Consider the following 16,459-nt stretch of genomic DNA (forward strand, 5'->3'; position numbering starts at 1 on the left):
TATGGAAAGAGTTAGGAAAAAAGCGATGCCAGCCCCCTACAGTGTAGATCTAAGAGAGAAAGCGGTAAGTGCAGTAGAAAAAGGAGAGAAGAAAAGCCATGTCTGCCGAACACTGAACATTAGTCGCAACACCTTAGACCTATGGATAAAAAAGAAGAAAGAAACAGGAAGTGTAGCCGCGAAGAGAGATTATGAGCGTGGTCCACGACCGAAAATAGATGATTTGGATAAATTCAGAGAATTTGCGGAGGAGAACGGTCATTTAACGCAAAAACAAATGGCAGAAAAATGGCCAGAGCCTGTAAGTAGAATAAGAATAAGTAAGGCTCTAAAGAAAATAGGGTTTACTAGAAAAAAAACTTATATTTACAGGGAAATAGAAGAGGAAGAGAGAAAGGCATTTGAAGATGAAATCAAGCAATATGCGGCAGAAAAACTGATTTATATGGATCAAGCCGGTCTAGATGACACTCTAGACTACCCCTATGGGTACTGTCATAAATCAGAGAGATTAAAGGCGAGCAAATTAGGACATAGAACCAAGAGAGTCAGCATAATAAGTTGTTGGTGGAATGGAACAACAATAGCTCCAATGATATTTGAAGGATACTGTAACGCTCAAGTAGTATGCACGTGGATAGAAGAAATGTTATTACCAGAGTTAATACCAGGTCAGATACTAATCATGGATAATGCAAGCTTTCATCCGAAAGAAAGAATAAAGGCATTGGTAGCAAAAGCTGGGTGTGAGGTTATATTTTTACCACCATATTCACCAGACTTGAACAAAATTGAGAAGTTCTGGGCGAGACTAAAACGTTATGTTTCCCAACTTGTTAGTAATGGAGAATCGCTGATTTCTGCATTGGATATAGCGTTGAGAGAACTGTCCTAACTATCTCGTCCTTTGCTATAGTATGAATTTTGAAATCAAGTTTTGGCTTGATAATCCCGTGAGTAGGAAAAAAGTTTCCAGTGAGCTACGCTGTAGAATCTGGCAAAAATTTAGGGAACTCGACATTGAAATTCCCTATCCCCAACGGGATTTACATCTCCGCACTGACTGAAATGATACTTTGAAACCCCGACATCAATAAGTATTGACTGAATTAGAACGTGTTTGAAAAGTCCCCCTGATCCCCAAAACTTGGGGGAAACAGAGGCAAAATCCCCCAGTATTGCCGGAGCTTTAGGGGGGCAAATCAGAGTTTATAAGCAACTTAATCAAAAGCAAAAAAATATGAACTGAGATATTCAATCAAAGAATGCCTACATAATTTTTGGGGCACCCATCCCTTTTGCACTGGTTGGGAGCTAAGTCCAGTCCTTCCATTTGGTTCAGACGTTTTTTAGTTCTCACAAAGAATTTAAGTCCCGTTAACTTTCCCTCCTTTGCCATAGGGAGCCCATCGCCGATTGGGTTAAAATTAAATGACTTAGCCTACGCTTCCTAAAGCGCTTTGTCCTGTGGTTGCATCAATCCCTAATCCCAAAACAAATTTCCTGAAAACTGTTCCCAGCCAACGACAGACTGGGGCTTACATCCTGATGGATAGCCTGAAACGTCACGGGGTCAAACATATTTTCGGTTATCCCGGTGGGGCCATTTTGCCCATCTATGATGAGTTGTACCGTTTTGAAGCGGCGGGAGAAGTTGAACACATTCTGGTGCGCCATGAACAGGGAGCTTCCCATGCAGCCGACGGGTATGCTAGGGCCACGGGTAAGGTAGGGGTTTGTTTCGGTACCTCTGGACCAGGAGCAACTAACTTGGTAACCGGCATTGCCAATGCCCATTTGGACTCAGTGCCCATGGTGGTCATTACCGGTCAGGTGGGTCGGGCCATGATTGGCAGTGATGCTTTCCAGGAAATTGATATTTTTGGCATCACCCTGCCCATTGTTAAACACTCCTATGTGGTACGTAGTGCGGCGGACATGGCCCGCATTGTCACTGAAGCTTTCCATTTAGCTAGCACCGGTCGCCCTGGGCCAGTTTTAATCGATATTCCCAAGGATGTGGGTTTGGAAGAATGTGAGTATATTCCCCTTGAGCCGGGGGATGTTAATTTGCCCGGTTATCGTCCCACAGTTAAAGGTAATCCCCGGCAGATTAATGCGGCGTTGCAGTTGTTAGAACAGTCCAAAAATCCCTTGCTCTACGTCGGAGGAGGGGCGATCGCCGCCAATGCCCATGCCCAAGTGCAGGAATTTGCCGAAAGGTTCCAGTTGCCGGTAACGACCACTCTGATGGGGATTGGGGCTTTTAATGAAAACCATCCCCTCTCTGTGGGTATGTTGGGTATGCATGGTACGGCCTATGCCAACTTTGCCGTTAGTGAATGTGATCTTTTAATTGCGGTGGGGGCGCGTTTTGACGACCGGGTAACCGGCAAACTAGACGAATTTGCTAGCCGAGCCAAGGTAATTCACATCGACATCGATCCGGCAGAAGTGGGCAAAAATAAAGCTCCCGATGTACCCATTGTGGGAGATGTACGCCATGTGTTGGAACAACTTTTACAGCGGGCCCGGGAACTGGATTATCCCACCCACCCCCATGCCACTCAGGAGTGGTTAAATCGTATTGACCATTGGCGGGTTGATTATCCCCTTCAGGTGCCCCACTACGAAGATAGTATTGCGCCCCAGGAAGTGGTGTATGAAATTGGTCGCCAGGCTCCCGATGCTTACTACACCACCGATGTGGGACAGCACCAAATGTGGGCGGCCCAATTTTTGAATAATGGCCCTCGCCGGTGGATTTCCAGTGCGGGTTTGGGCACCATGGGTTTCGGCTTACCGGCCGCCATGGGAGCCAAAGTGGGAGTGGGAGAAGAAGCGGTCATTTGCATCAGTGGGGATGCCAGTTTTCAAATGAATCTCCAGGAGTTAGGGACTTTGGCCCAGTACGACATCCAGGTTAAAACTATTATTCTCAATAACGGTTGGCAGGGAATGGTGCGCCAGTGGCAACAAACTTTCTACGAAGAGCGCTATTCTGCTTCCAATATGTCCCAGGGCATGCCGGACATTAATCTCCTCTGTGAAGCCTATGGCATCAAGGGTATTACCGTGCGTAAGCGGGAAGATTTGGCCCCGGCGATCGCTGAAATGCTAGCCCATAATGGCCCTGTGGTAATGGATGTGGTAGTCAAAAAAGATGAAAACTGCTACCCCATGATTGCCCCCGGCATGAGCAATGCCCAAATGCTCGGCTTACCGGAAGTACCAGTGCGGGACAATGCTCCCCAGATGGTGGAGTGCAACCATTGTCAGACTCAAAATCTCATCACCCATCGCTTTTGTTCCGATTGTGGCGCCAAGCTCTAACTAACTGGAAGCAAACCAGTGATAAAATCATCGGGAATATGGCAGGGAAAATTTTGGCAATTACTTTTCTCCTGCCTTTTTTGTTTTTATGCCAGTACCTTAATCAGTGCTTTGCCCAATAGTTTGACTTAAATAGCTTAACCATTGCTAACCCCTTGGAGATAGTAAGTATGCTTGCTTCTAGTCCCAATCCAACCCTGACCTTAGCTGACTTTTTGGCATTGCCCCATATAGACGACTCGCCAGCTTGGGAATACGTAAACGGAACTATTGCGCAAAAACCAATGCCTAAGACCTTCCATAGCCGACTGCAACTAAAACTAGCTAGCATGATCGATTTAGCAGGAGAAAGTAACAAAAATGTTTTGGCTTTCACTCAACTGCGGTGTAACTTGACTGAAAGATCAATAGTGCCGGATATTGTAGTTTTAGGTTGGGAGCATCTGCCGATTAATGATTCCGGAGAGCTGGAAAATCAAGCAATTAGTTTTAGTTTTGCACCGGATTGGGTAATTGAAATCCTTTCTCCCCAACAAAGTTTAGCCAAGGTGATGAAAAATATTCTCTATTGTTTAGATAAAGGTAGTGAGTTGGGTTGGCTGATTAATCCGGAAGAACGATCCATTTTAGTTCTTCTATCCCAGCAAGCGCCCCAGTGTTATCTTAGCGATGATCCGGAGATTAATAATGGCCAAGAAATTTTACCTGTGCTGTCCGGTTTAGACCTAAAACTAACCACGGAGAAAATCTTTTCTTGGTTAGAATTTTCCCGCTAATTGAGAATATTAATGTGAGCCAATGGCAGGAAACTTTGCTTCAACATAATTGCAGTCATCGATTGAATCAAACTCGGCCAATTAAGAAAATATTTGGGCTCCATTGGGCAATCCTATTCCCGGGAGTACTGCTAGCCAGTTCTGCAATTGCCAACGAAGTTAGCCCTAGTTACCTCACCAAAAAAGGCATCGAAAGCGATTCTTTGAATCAGTATCCCCATGATTTAACTGGTAATAAAATTGCCATTGGTCAGATGGAAATGGGTCGTCCAGTCCAATATCTTTGGGATAAGTTGGGCAGTTGGCAGCCTCCCTACCGTTTAACAGGAGTGTTTCATCTCAATCAAATTTCCTCCCGCAATCGTTTTTTTGATAGCCATGCCGGTATGGTGGCCCAAGCTATGGTTAGTCATGATAAGCGCTATCCGGGGGTGGCACCGGAAGCCCGACTTTATTCCACTGCCATGGGGCCGCTGGCGGAAAATTTGCAACCCCAGCAATGCTTGGCCGGGCAATTTGTCGGTCGTCAAGATGGGGGCAATCTCCGGGCAGTCAATTTGAGCTATGGGGAGTCGTTGGAGCGGGACACCAGGGGAAATCCGCAGTTGGATGGCAATGCGTTGTTAACTTTGTGTTTAGACTGGCTGACTCAACAGCAAAATTTACTCTTTGTGGTGGCGGGCAATCAGGGTACAGGGGGCATCGCTATTCCCACGGATAACTACAACGGTATTACCGTCGCCTATACTGTCCAGTCGCCCGATCGCCAAGGCCGTTATGACCGCATGGCCTTTACGAATTTAAGTCGGCAACCGGAAGGCATGGGCAAAAGAATAGTAGAACGGGAAATCAATCAGGGGGGACGCCGGGGAGTGAGCTTGGTAGCTCCTGGCAGTGATTTTTATCTGTACGACATCAAAGGCCAGGTGGAATGGGTCAGTGGTAGTAGCTTTGCCGCCCCTCTGGTAACCGGAACCATTGCCCTGTTGCAGGAATTTGGCGATCGCCAGTTATTAACTAATCCCAATAGTAGCCGCTGGAATTTAAATGTCCGCAGACCCCTGGTGATGAAGGCAGTATTACTCAACTCAGCGGTAAAAATTCGCAATGCTGGTTTGGGCACAGAATACACCCTCTACAGCAGTAAAAATCGTGATTGGCTAGGCACGGAAGCCTACCGAGATCCTACCCTACCGTTAGACCTGGAAATGGGGGCTGGTCAACTCAATGCCCGTCGAGCCCTGGAACAATTCCAGTCTGGAGCCCATGGGCCTGGGGAAAATTATCTCCCGGCGATCGCCTGGGACTACGGAGAAATACAACCGGGTCAAACTATTAATTACTCCCTATCCCAGCCCCTTAAAGGGGGAGAGTTTGCCAGCCTCACCCTCGTGTGGGAAAGACCAGTGCAATTGTTGGACATCAATGGTAATCAACAATACGACCTGGGGGAAAGTTTTCAGGGCCTGCCCTTAAGCAACCTAGACTTATTAATGGTTTCCCAAGACAATAATGGCTCGGTGGTTTGTGCTTCCCAAAGCAAAGTCGATAACGTGGAGCATTTTCTTTGTCCCATTGCTACCACTGGCAATTACACCATTCAAGTTAAACACCAAGGCGGTGGAGCCATGGCTCGACCAGAACAATATGCCCTGAGCTGGTGGACTGTTACTAATTGAAAGAACTCTTGGCCATGGGTAAATATCTTTAACTGGCAAAATTTTGGGGGCAATCACACCAAGGTGCTGACAAATTCTCCCAATTTAGCCAAACCCCGTTTAATGGTGTCCATATCGGTAGCATAGGAAAAACGCACGCAGTCATCGGCTCCAAAGGCAACTCCAGGGATCACCGCCACCTGCTGAGATTCCAACAACTGGGCACTGAACTCCAGGGAATTAAGCCCTGTTTTGGCAATGTCCACAAAAACATAAAATGCTCCTTTGGGGTTAGGACAACTTAGCCCCGCAATTTGATTAATCCCCTCCACCATCACCTGCCTTCTTTCTGTGAAGGCTTTGACCATGGTTTCCACACAGGTTTGAGAATTTTCCAGAGCGGCGATCGCCCCGTACTGAGCAAAGGTACAAACGTTGGAGGTACTATGGCCCTGGATGGTGCTACAGGCGTTGATCAAGGGTAATTCCCCCGCCAAGTAACCCACCCGCCAACCGGTCATGGAATAACTTTTGGCAAAACCATTGCTGATGATGGTGCGCCGGAAAATTTCGTCGTTGACCGCCCCAATGCTGAGGTGCTCCGTGCCGTCGTAGAGGATGCGCTCATAGATCTCATCAGAGACTACATACAAATGATCGTACTCTAGAATTACTTCTGCCAAAGCCCTAATTTCCCCAGGGGTATAGACTGCCCCGGTGGGATTGGAGGGAGAATTAAGCACAAAAAGCTTGCTTTTCGGGGTGATGGCCTGGCGCAGTTGTTCCGGGGTGATTTTATAATCCGTTGCCGCTGTGGTGTTGACAATGACTGGAGTTCCCTCCGCTAGGCGCACCATTTCTGGATAGCTGAGCCAATAGGGAGCGGGAATAATTACCTCATCCCCCTGTTCAATCATGGCCAGCATCAAGTTAAACAGGGAATGTTTACCCCCATTGGTAACTAAAACATTGGCCGCTTCATAAAGCAAGTTATTCTTTTCCCGTAACTTTTTGGCGATCGCCTGACGGAGGGCCGGTTCCCCGGCGGCGGGGCCATAGCGGGTTTTTCCCTCATCCAGGGCCAACTTGGCCGCCTCCACAATGTGGGGAGGGGTGGCAAAATCCGGTTCCCCAGCGGTGAAGCTCAGCACATCAATACCCTCGGCCCGCATTGCCTTGGCCTTTGCCGTGATTTCAAGGGTGATGGAAGGCACAACTTGGCTAACACGCTGGGTTAGTTGCATAATCAAAACATCCCTGGGGTAAACAACAGCAAAAAACGGCTAAGGCTAGTCAGACAAAGGATTTCAACCCCAGCAAGGGAACTGGAATTGAGTCGATTTAGTTAAACAAAATTAAGCTCAGTTTAAATAATCGCATTGGGGTCTTCATTGCGGGCCACGGAAACCACCCGTTCTGTCATGGGAACATAAGATAAGTTATGGTCGCCGATGTAAATTTGGGTAGGACGGTAGATTTTATTGACCGATAATTGTTCCTTCCAATGGGCCAACCATCCCGCCACCCTGGCGATCGCAAATAGGGGCGTAAACAGGTCAGAAGGAATGTCTAGCTTGCGGTAAACCAAACCGGAGTAGAAGTCCACATTGGGGTAAATGCCCTTTTGGCCGACGTATTCTTCCACAACTTTTTCTAACTCCACCGCTATTTCGTAATATTCGTCGTGGCCCATTTTGGCGAATAACTGCTCGGCCAAATCCTGCAAAATAATTGCCCGGGGGTCCTTGACTTTATAGACCCGGTGCCCAAAGCCCATGATGCGCTGTTTGTTGGCCAGGCATTTTTCCACATAGGGCCGGACATTTTCCACTGAACCGATTTCTTCAAGCATATTCAGCACTTCCTCGTTGGCTCCCCCGTGGAGTGGCCCCGCCAAGGTACCCACCGCCGAAGCAATGACAGCATAGGGATCCGTCAGGGTAGAAGCCGTCACCCGGGCGGAAAAAGTGGAAGCATTCATAGTGTGCTCTGCATGGAGGGTCAAACAGACGTCAAACACCTTAGCTGCAAAGGGATCGGGCTCCTTCTCCGTCAGCATATAAAGGAAGTTGGAAGCATAGTCCAATTTATCGTTGGGCTGAATTGGATCATTGCCTTCCCGGATCATGTGGAAAGCCGCCACCATGGTGGGAATTTTAGCCAACAAACGCACTACCGCCGCCCGGATGTATTTGGGGTCGTCCAAGGCCCGTCGGGCATAGAACAATCCCAAGGCCGCCGCTGAAGTTTGCAAAGCATCCATGGGGTGCCCCGTTTCGGGAAAGCATTTCATCATGTCCCGGATGTGGTACTTAATGCGTCGATGGGTGCGAATTTCGAACTCAAACTCTTCTATCTCTGCCTGGGTGGGCAATTTACCCCAGATGAGCAGATAGGCTACTTCAATAAAACTACTGGATTTAGCTAATTCTTCGATGCGAATGCCCCGATACTCCAAAATACCGTCGGTGCCATCCACATGGCTCACCCTGGATTTAGCGGCGGGGACTCCGGCTAGGCCTTCTTTAAACACTTCGCTATCAGTCATCATACAGTTCACCTATAACGGACAATGCCACTACTGTTGTTGCTTAGATTCGGATTGAGAAAAAAATTCGCCGGCCTGGGCCAGCCTGCCCCCATATCCATATTAAGGAATCTGAAGGAATTCTGGACATTTCCCTCTGCTCCCGGATTGAGCTGTTTACTGGCCCGACAAACTTCGATCCACTGTGGGCTCGATCTAGACTAGCCAACGGGGAGGAGTGAGCAAAAACAGTTGCCCCTCGCCCGGTTGACAGTCCCAAGAGGGCAACGTTAAACCAATAATGCCAGCTTTTTTAACAATTAATTTGCCTTGGGGGCTACCAAAAGTGAGATATTCGGCCCAGTTGGCTAGATCAGGCTGATGGCCCACTAGGGCAAGGCAACGGTGACTGCGGTGGCGATATTCTGCGGTTAAGTGGGCTACGCCTTGGGGAATGTCTTCTCCGGGGGCGAGGGGAGAAAAGCTTTCCAGTTGGGGGGCAAGGCCCTGGTCCATCAGGATCTGCGCTGTTTGTTGGGCTCGTACTAAGGGACTGGTGAGAATGAGGTCAAATTCCACTCCGATCGCCTGGAGGCGCTGGGCCACCCGTTGGGTCTTGTCTTTACCTTTTTTAGTCAACTGGCGATCGCCGTCGAGGATAGTGGGGGACTGTTCCTGGGCAATGCCGTGACGAATAAGATAAAGTTCCATAAAAATGATCGATAGAATGGGAAGGTTAAGTACAATGAGCCGGAAAACTTAAGCATGGAAAAATACAACATCCAAGTTTTAGGCAATGCTAATTCCGAGGAAACTCTGGTATTTGCCCATGGTTTTGGCAGTGAACAGACGGCTTGGCGATTGGTTTATCCGGCCTTCGAAGAGAATTATCGCATTGTTTTATTTGACTTTCCCGGTAGTAAACCTGCCAATAGCAAAAATTTTGATATTCAGAACTACAATTCCCTCAATGATTATGCCGATGATTTGATGGAGATAACCCACCTGGCCGGAGTGCGTCGGGGAGTGCTAATTGCCCATTCAGCTAGTTGCATGATCGGTGCTTTGGCCAGTTTGCGGGATCCGGATTTGTTTAAGGGCATGGTTTTCATCTGTGGTTCCCCCCGCTATCGGGATGATGGGGATTACAAAGGCGGTTTTAGCCAAGAAAAAATTGGCACAATTCTCAATGAAATGAGCCATAACTATGCTGAATGGATTCGCACCTATGCGCCAGCGGCGGTTAATGATCCCAACAAGCCGGAATTGGTGGAAGAATTTTCCCATTGTCTTCTGCAACTACGACCCGACATTGGTCTGGTGGTGTTTAGCCTCATTATCATGTCCGATTACCGCCGGGAGGTGGCCAAGGTGGAACTACCCACTTCAATTGTGCAACCACAGGAAGACATATTTGTCCCGGCCACAGTGGGGGCCTATCTTTACCGAACCATGAAAAACAGTGAGCTTTATTGGATTGATACCCCAGGCCATTTTCCCCACCTGGCCAACCCCACGGAAATTATCAAGGCGATCACCAGTTATTTGGCTGAATATGGATTTGTTTAACTGCTAAGATTTTGTCGGACAACTTTTGGGGCACTGGAGGGTTTAACAATGGCTAAAGTGATGATTGTGGGTGCCGGGGGCGTGGGCAGTGTGGTGGCCCACAAATGTACGGCCCTGGAGGATTTTACAGATATTCTTTTGGCCAGTCGCACGGTGGCTAAATGTGACCAAATTGCCGCCCACATTGGCTCCCCTAAGGTGAAAACCGCTGCACTGGATGCTTTTCAAGTTGCCGATACGGTTAAATTACTGCGGGAATTTGGGGCTGATTTGCTAATTAACGTAGCCTTGCCTTACCAAGATTTGGTGTTGATGGATGCTTGCTTGGCAGCGGGGGTGGATTACCTTGACACTGCTAACTATGAGCCCCCCGACGTGGCCAAATTTGAATATAGTTGGCAGTGGGCTTACCAAGACCGATTTAAGGATGCGGGATTAATGGCCCTGTTGGGCTGTGGTTTTGACCCAGGGGTAACGGGAATTTTTACCGCCTATGCCCTCAAGCACCATTTTGACGAAATCCATTACCTGGATATTGTGGATTGTAATGCGGGTAGCCACGGCCAGGCCTTTGCCACCAACTTCAACCCCGAGATTAACATTCGGGAAATTACCCAAAAGGGTCGTTATTACGAAGATGGCGTTTGGCAGGAAATTGCTCCCCTTTCTGTGCACCGGGACATTAACTATCCCCACATTGGCGATCGCCCTTCTTACCTGCTGTACCACGAGGAATTGGAATCCCTGGTGAAAAATATTCCCACCCTGAAACGGGCCCGCTTTTGGATGACTTTTTCGGAAGCTTACATTACCCATTTGCGGGTGCTGGAGGCGGTGGGCATGACCCGCATTGATGAAGTGGAATACCAGGGGCAAAAAATTGTACCGTTGCAGTTCCTCAAGGCTGTGTTACCGGAACCCGCTTCCCTGGCAGAAAATTATTCGGGGCAAACCTCCATTGGTTGCTATATCAAGGGGGTGAAGGATGGTCAAACTAAAACCTATTACATCTATAACAACTGTGACCATGCCGCCTGCTTTGCCGAAGTTGGCTCCCAAGCGATTTCCTACACCACTGGGGTGCCCGCCGCCCTGGGAGGACTGATGATGGTACAGGGCAAATGGAAGCAGGCAGGGGTGTTCAATGTGGAAGAAATGGACCCCGATCCTTTCCTGGAAAAGCTCGGTTCCCTCGGCTTACCCTGGCATGAAGTGATTAACGGCCCTTTTCCTTTTGATGATTAATTTTTAACGCAATTTTCAATGATTTCTTTCGATGACTTCTGAGCCCATTACCCTCCTCGTCAACGGCGATCGCCAAGTCGCTTCTAGCCCAGTCACATTACCGGATTTTCTGCAAAATCAAGGGTTTAACCTCCGTTTAATTGCAGTGGAATATAACGGCGAAATTCTCCATCGCCAGTTTTGGCCCGAAACCCAACTGCAAAACGGCGATCGTCTAGAGGTAGTTACCATTGTGGGAGGGGGCTAGCTTTTAGTTGGTAGGGGTATGGCAACGCCTAGAATGGTTCTTAGCCCCAAACTTTCTTTGTAGGCACTTTTTCTGTGGAAATTACTTTTCTTGGCACCAGCTCTGGCGTTCCCACCCGTAACCGTAATGTTTCCAGCATTGCCCTCCGTCTGCCCCAAAGGGCGGAAGTGTGGTTATTTGACTGCGGAGAGGGCACCCAACACCAGTTTTTGCGTAGTGAAGTCAAAATTTCTCAGTTGACCCGCATTTTCATTACCCATCTCCACGGGGACCATATTTTTGGGCTAATGGGCTTATTGGCCAGTTCTGGTTTAGCTGGTTCTGGGCAAGGTATCGAAATTTATGGTCCGGAGGGCTTAGCCGATTATTTAGAAGCCTGTTGCCGTTTTTCTAGTACCCATCTGGGCAAACGCCTTAAAGTCCATACTATCCGCAAAAATGGGCTAATTTACGAAGATAAAGAATTTCAAGTCCACTGCGGCCTATTAAAACATCGCATTCCGGCCTATGGTTACCGGGTGGAGGAAAAACAACGACCGGGGCGGTTTAATGTGGAGCAAGCGGAGGCTTTGGGCATTCCCTTTGGTCCCATTTACGGCCAATTAAAACAGGGAAAAACCGTCACCTTGGAGGATGGCCGCCGCATTCGAGGTCAGGAGCTTTGTGAACCAGCGGAACCAGGGCGGAAATTTGTTTACTGCACTGATACGGTCTTCTGTGAAGGGGCGATCGCCTTGGCCCAGGACGCAGATTTGTTGGTGCATGAAGCTACTTTTGCCCATCAAGATGCCCAATTGGCCTTTGACCGGCTCCATTCCACGTCCACCATGGCGGCGCAGGTCGCTTTGTTGGCCAACGTCAAGCAGTTGATCATGACCCACTTTAGTCCCCGCTATGCCCCCGGCAACCCCTTGCAATTGGAAAATTTGCTAGCGGAAGCTCAAGCCATTTTTCCCAATACTCGTTTGGCCAGGGACTTTTTAACGGTGGAAATTCCCCGTCGAAAAGCCGAGTCCGCCATCGCAATGTCAACCCCTCAGCCATCCCCTGCATAACCAACCTTGGCCCGATATAGTAAAGCGTCGTTGCGGCGGTAACCCACGTAACGCACCACTACCATTGTACCGACTTCTGGTCCTGATCCTGGGCCGATAAATTCATGGCAGTGGGGATCGTAGGGTACCATTTCCCCCACAACGGCGATCGCCTCTACTTGCCATTGTTGCAATAGGGTAGCGATGGGTTTAGTGAGGGGCAAAAGCTTTTGGGCGGGCCATTGGGGATTTTGTTGGGCGGCGGCGGCAGCGGTAGGCCATTGCAATAACCAAGGTTCAAGAATTTCCAGGGCTTGCTGTTGCCATTGATTTTCTAATTGCTGGGATTGACTGTTTAATTGCTCTTGCAGTCTGGCATATTCAGTTTCTAAAGCTTCAATGGTTTGCTTTGGAGACAAAAGTTCATCTTCCGATTCCGAAGGCTGATTTGTTTGAGCTTCCGGTAAGGGAATAGTCCCCCCCAACTGTTGCCACAGTTCCTCCAGAGTCATACCCAAGGCGATCGCCAATTTGACCATAATGCCCAAGGGAATTTGGGCTATCAAGCCCCACTCTAAACGGGAAAGATACCAACTCGAAGTCTCTGCCGCTTCTGCCAGTTTAGGAAGAGAAGGGTACCCCGCTTGCTGACACAGTTTTTGTAGATTTTCTCGGTAAGGAATATTACTCATGGGGAATTACTCTAAGAAATAAAAATATTTTTGAGATAAGTTGCTTTCTATTCAGAAGATGGCATCCTTACTCCATCTAATTGAGCGCCTTGTAAATTAACGCCATTTAAATTTGCTTTAGATAGGTCGGTGTTGGTTAGTTGACTAAGTTTTAAATTTGCACCACTGAGATCAGCACCATCAAAATTAGCCCCTCTTAAATCTGCATATAAAAAATTGCATCCTCTCAAATTTGCATTACAAAAATCTGCGCCCCTAAGTTTACTATTATTAAAATCAAGACCATTCAACATCAAATTCATAAACACGGCGCCGTTAAGCTCCATGTAAGTAAAACCACAATCAATTAACTTAGCTTCTCTGAAATCAGCACCATCCATATACATTAGAGTATTATCTGGTTTGACACCTATAATTGTGGCCTTCTGTAAATTAGCTTGACTAAAATTAACACCCGCATATAAATCTTTATCAAACCTACCTTTTTCATAACAAATAGTTGCTTCACGCAGATTAGCTCCACTCATATTCGCTGAATGTATCATTGCCCCAGTTAAATTTACTTTTCTTAGATTAGCCCCACTAAGATTGGCTCTATAAAGATTAGTGAAACTTAGATCTACATTCTCTAATGAAATTCCTGAGGTAATTAACAGTATTCCGTGTTTTTTTGGATTGATACTGGTGGGGAAAATTGTGTGTAAATCGTAAAGTGCTCCGGCTAAATCTACATTCTTCAAAGATGATGTTGTAAAATCTAGACAAGATTTTGGATGTGCGGGATTATAGCCTCTTAAATTAGCTTTCCTGAGAATAGCACCATCAAATTTAGCATTTTCTATTTTGATAAACTTATCTCTCGACTGAAATCCAATACCATCAAAATCAACTGCTTCCATATTGGCATTTTCAAAATTTGTATTGTTAAAAATACATTGACTAAACCTCACATATGCTAAATTTGCTCCAGATAAGTCTGCATCAGTAAAGTTTACATGGTTAATCTTTGAGCGGCTTAGATTAACCTTTCTTAGGGATGCTCCAGACAAGTTGCATTTGTGAATTTCTACATTGTATAAATCTACATTGTCAAAACATGATTTTGATAAATCCAAGTTATAAATATGTCCATGCTCTTTATATTGAATCTTACTCAAATCTGCATTAATTAGTAAACTCAATTCTTCATTGTTTTTGGTGTCAACAATATTGGATTCAATGATTCGATAAAATTCATTTGTGCTAATCGTTAGTTTCATGATTTTAAAAATTAGTTGTTTTTACGATTTACCAAGCTTTTTAATGATTTTTTTGATCAAAGTCTGGAATTTTAAAGTCATAATTTTCCTACGAGTTAAGGGCTCTATAGTCTGACTAAAACTAGGGTGATAATCAAAAAAATCGTTAATATCCAACAAAATTATTCTTAACTTTTCCAAAATATTTTCCCGACGGTACTCCGCTAACAAACTAGGATCTACCCTACGCCATTGTCTGGAACCGTTAATCACAGCTAAAATTCTTTGGCAATCATAATCTAGGGCATAGCCAGCAATTTTTTCACAATTAAATCCAGGATCTAGATAATCGGCCAGTCCCCCATTGACGCTGGAAAAAACATGACAGCCACAGGCCATAGCTTCCATTGGTTGTAGGCCAAAACCTTCACTTACTCCCTGTTGAGCCCAATATTCTGCCGAATCGTAAAGATACACTTTGGCCCGGTTAAACATTCCTGTTAAATCTTCGACGTAACTATCGATTACTTTTACATTGCATTGACTCTGTAAAGCAGGAATTAATTGCTTTAATAAATAGTGGGATGATTTGCGGGCTTGCACTAATACATCAATGTCCCGAACCAAGCCTAAATCACTAAAGTCTTCAGAAATATGGTTGGGCAAGTAATATAACAAGGAATGGGGGGATCGTTGTCCCCAATAACCCATGGTATTACGACTAATACAAACAATGGGTAAGGCTGTGGGCAAATTAAAACCATAGCCGGTGCTGTGGGCGTGGTAAATTACCCGATAGCCCTGCAATCTTTTCGCTAATTTAGGAATATCAAAGCCCCAACTAATCACAAAAATGACTTGACCTAGATCTCCTTGAGCTAAGATATCATCTAAAAAAAGCGTGTTTGGTTCCCGCTGTTTATAGGTAACAATGGTGGCCGGGTAAATTTCTTGTGCCAGCTTGATGGTTTTTAATTCCGCCCACAGACCACCACAGGCAAACTTGCCCCCTAATCCTGGTAATAAAAAATAAAGTTTACGCATTTAAATTTAAACTAAAAATATAAAAATTTGTATAAGGTAATGGAGTAGTGTTAGTTGATTTAATGGCAATTGCCACCGGAAAAGAGGTTTAATTTAAGCAAACACTACGGTGCGATTATCGTAAACAAGAATTCGGTGTTGCAAATGTAAACGTACAGCCCTAGCCAGTACCACCCGTTCTAAATCTCGACCCTTACGGATTAAATCCTCCACATTATCTCTATGACTAACCCTTACCACATCCTGCTCGATAATTGGGCCTTCATCTAATTGGGCAGTGGCATAATGGGCGGTGGCCCCAATGATTTTTACTCCCCGCTCATGGGCTCGATGGTAGGGATTTGCTCCAGGGAAGGCAGGTAAAAAAGAGTGGTGAATATTAATAATGTTAGGAAATTGACCAACAAAGTCGGTGGTTAAAATCTGTAGATATTTTGCTAACACCACCAGATCAATTTGATACTGTTTTAATAAAGCTAATTCCGCTGTTTCCTGGGCGAGCTTATTTTCTTTGGTAATGGACAAACAATGGAAATCAATGTCAAATTGGTCGGCAATAGGTTTTAGATTTGGATGATTGCTAATAATGAGGGGAATTTCACAACGCAACTCTCCCGATCGCCAGCGCCAGAGAATATCGAGCAGACAATGATCTTGCTTGGAAACCCAGAGGGCTAAACGGGGCAACTGGTCAGAAAAATGAATTTGCCAAGTGGCCTGGAGTTGCTCAGCTAATCGAGCCCAAGCGAACAACAACTCCGGACGGGATAGCCGAAAATTGTCCAACTGCCACTCTACCCGATTCAAAAAAAGCCCACTGGAGAAGTCCGTATGCTGGTCGGCGTGGATGATATTGCCCTGGTTTTGATAAATAAATTGGGCAATTTGGGCCACAATACCCGGTTGGTCAGGACAGGAAACAAGCAGTGTTGCGGTGAGATTTTGCATTAAAGACAACGGAATACAACCCGAGGAAGGTGAAACAATAGTCCACCCTGCCATTTTCCCACTTAGTGCCACCAGGGAATTTTTCTGACTATGATGGGGAAAATTGAAAAATTTGCCCTAGCTCAAAATACCTCAGTTTTTCTTAGTT

16 protein-coding genes are annotated in these 16,459 nt (G+C 46.3%); 9 read left to right on the forward strand and 7 right to left on the reverse strand.

Annotated features, from left to right (window positions below; translation table 11 throughout):
• The first annotated feature begins 1 nt into the window (after position 1).
• The 5 genes from IQE94_RS00205 (at position 2) to IQE94_RS00225 (ending at position 5,788) form a co-directional block, all read left to right on the forward strand.
• Positions 2-895, forward strand: a complete 894-nt coding sequence (locus tag IQE94_RS00205) for an IS630 family transposase (RefSeq protein WP_223342457.1) — start codon at positions 2-4, stop codon at positions 893-895.
• A gap of 22 nt (positions 896-917) precedes the next feature.
• Positions 918-1,067 carry a hypothetical protein gene (locus tag IQE94_RS00210; protein ID WP_223342458.1) on the forward strand — a complete coding sequence of 50 codons (150 nt, stop codon included), beginning with the start codon at positions 918-920 and terminating at the stop codon, positions 1,065-1,067.
• Between the two features lie 400 nt (positions 1,068-1,467).
• Complete coding sequence (ilvB, locus tag IQE94_RS00215; protein ID WP_212721401.1) at positions 1,468-3,333, forward strand: biosynthetic-type acetolactate synthase large subunit; 1,866 nt, start codon at positions 1,468-1,470, stop codon at positions 3,331-3,333.
• Positions 3,334-3,503: 170 nt separating this feature from the next.
• Complete coding sequence (locus IQE94_RS00220) at positions 3,504-4,109, forward strand: Uma2 family endonuclease (RefSeq protein WP_255611333.1); 606 nt, start codon at positions 3,504-3,506, stop codon at positions 4,107-4,109.
• Between the two features lie 203 nt (positions 4,110-4,312).
• The gene (locus IQE94_RS00225; RefSeq protein ID WP_223342460.1) at positions 4,313-5,788 is read left to right on the forward strand and encodes a S8 family serine peptidase; all 1,476 of its coding nucleotides are present in this window, start codon (positions 4,313-4,315) and stop codon (positions 5,786-5,788) included.
• Between the two features lie 53 nt (positions 5,789-5,841).
• Here the strand turns inward: IQE94_RS00225 and IQE94_RS00230 are convergent, their stop codons facing one another.
• The 3 genes from IQE94_RS00230 to sixA all read right to left on the reverse strand — a co-directional run bounded on the left by IQE94_RS00230 (position 5,842) and on the right by sixA (position 9,005).
• Entirely contained in the window at positions 5,842-7,011 is a 1,170-nt protein-coding gene (locus IQE94_RS00230) for a pyridoxal phosphate-dependent aminotransferase (protein ID WP_212721407.1), read from the reverse strand.
• A gap of 122 nt (positions 7,012-7,133) precedes the next feature.
• Positions 7,134-8,327, reverse strand: coding sequence for a citrate synthase (locus IQE94_RS00235; RefSeq protein ID WP_212721410.1), 1,194 nt, complete (start codon positions 8,325-8,327; stop codon positions 7,134-7,136).
• Between the two features lie 183 nt (positions 8,328-8,510).
• A complete protein-coding gene (gene sixA / locus IQE94_RS00240; protein WP_212721413.1) occupies positions 8,511-9,005 on the reverse strand; it encodes a phosphohistidine phosphatase SixA in 495 nt (164 codons plus the stop codon).
• 54 nt (positions 9,006-9,059) lie between these two features.
• Here sixA and IQE94_RS00245 point away from each other — a divergent pair, with 54 nt between their 5' ends.
• The 4 genes from IQE94_RS00245 (at position 9,060) to IQE94_RS00260 (ending at position 12,410) form a co-directional block, all read left to right on the forward strand.
• The gene (locus tag IQE94_RS00245) at positions 9,060-9,863 is read left to right on the forward strand and encodes an alpha/beta fold hydrolase (protein ID WP_223342461.1); all 804 of its coding nucleotides are present in this window, start codon (positions 9,060-9,062) and stop codon (positions 9,861-9,863) included.
• A 48-nt stretch (positions 9,864-9,911) separates the two neighbouring features.
• Positions 9,912-11,108 (forward strand): saccharopine dehydrogenase family protein, encoded by a 1,197-nt coding sequence (locus tag IQE94_RS00250; RefSeq protein WP_212721427.1) that lies wholly within the window; start codon positions 9,912-9,914, stop codon positions 11,106-11,108.
• Positions 11,109-11,139: 31 nt separating this feature from the next.
• The gene (gene thiS, locus IQE94_RS00255; RefSeq protein WP_212721429.1) at positions 11,140-11,355 is read left to right on the forward strand and encodes a sulfur carrier protein ThiS; all 216 of its coding nucleotides are present in this window, start codon (positions 11,140-11,142) and stop codon (positions 11,353-11,355) included.
• Positions 11,356-11,429: 74 nt separating this feature from the next.
• Positions 11,430-12,410, forward strand: a complete 981-nt coding sequence (locus tag IQE94_RS00260; RefSeq protein WP_212721453.1) for a ribonuclease Z — start codon at positions 11,430-11,432, stop codon at positions 12,408-12,410.
• Here IQE94_RS00260 and IQE94_RS00265 read toward each other — a convergent pair.
• The 4 genes from IQE94_RS00265 to purU all read right to left on the reverse strand — a co-directional run bounded on the left by IQE94_RS00265 (position 12,392) and on the right by purU (position 16,311).
• Entirely contained in the window at positions 12,392-13,081 is a 690-nt protein-coding gene (locus tag IQE94_RS00265; protein WP_212721456.1) for a helix-turn-helix domain-containing protein, read from the reverse strand. The genes IQE94_RS00260 and IQE94_RS00265 overlap by 19 nt on opposite strands.
• A 47-nt stretch (positions 13,082-13,128) precedes the next feature.
• Positions 13,129-14,340, reverse strand: coding sequence for a pentapeptide repeat-containing protein (locus tag IQE94_RS00270; RefSeq protein WP_212721458.1), 1,212 nt, complete (start codon positions 14,338-14,340; stop codon positions 13,129-13,131).
• A 21-nt stretch (positions 14,341-14,361) separates the two neighbouring features.
• Entirely contained in the window at positions 14,362-15,363 is a 1,002-nt protein-coding gene (locus tag IQE94_RS00275) for a glycosyltransferase (RefSeq protein ID WP_223342462.1), read from the reverse strand.
• A 93-nt stretch (positions 15,364-15,456) separates the two neighbouring features.
• Positions 15,457-16,311: a formyltetrahydrofolate deformylase gene (gene purU / locus IQE94_RS00280; RefSeq protein ID WP_223342463.1), complete on the reverse strand. Its 855-nt coding sequence runs from the start codon at positions 16,309-16,311 to the stop codon at positions 15,457-15,459.
• Positions 16,312-16,459 lie beyond the last annotated feature (148 nt).

The organism is Synechocystis sp. PCC 7339, from assembly GCF_019924095.1.
GTDB lineage: Bacteria > Cyanobacteriota > Cyanobacteriia > Cyanobacteriales > Microcystaceae > Synechocystis.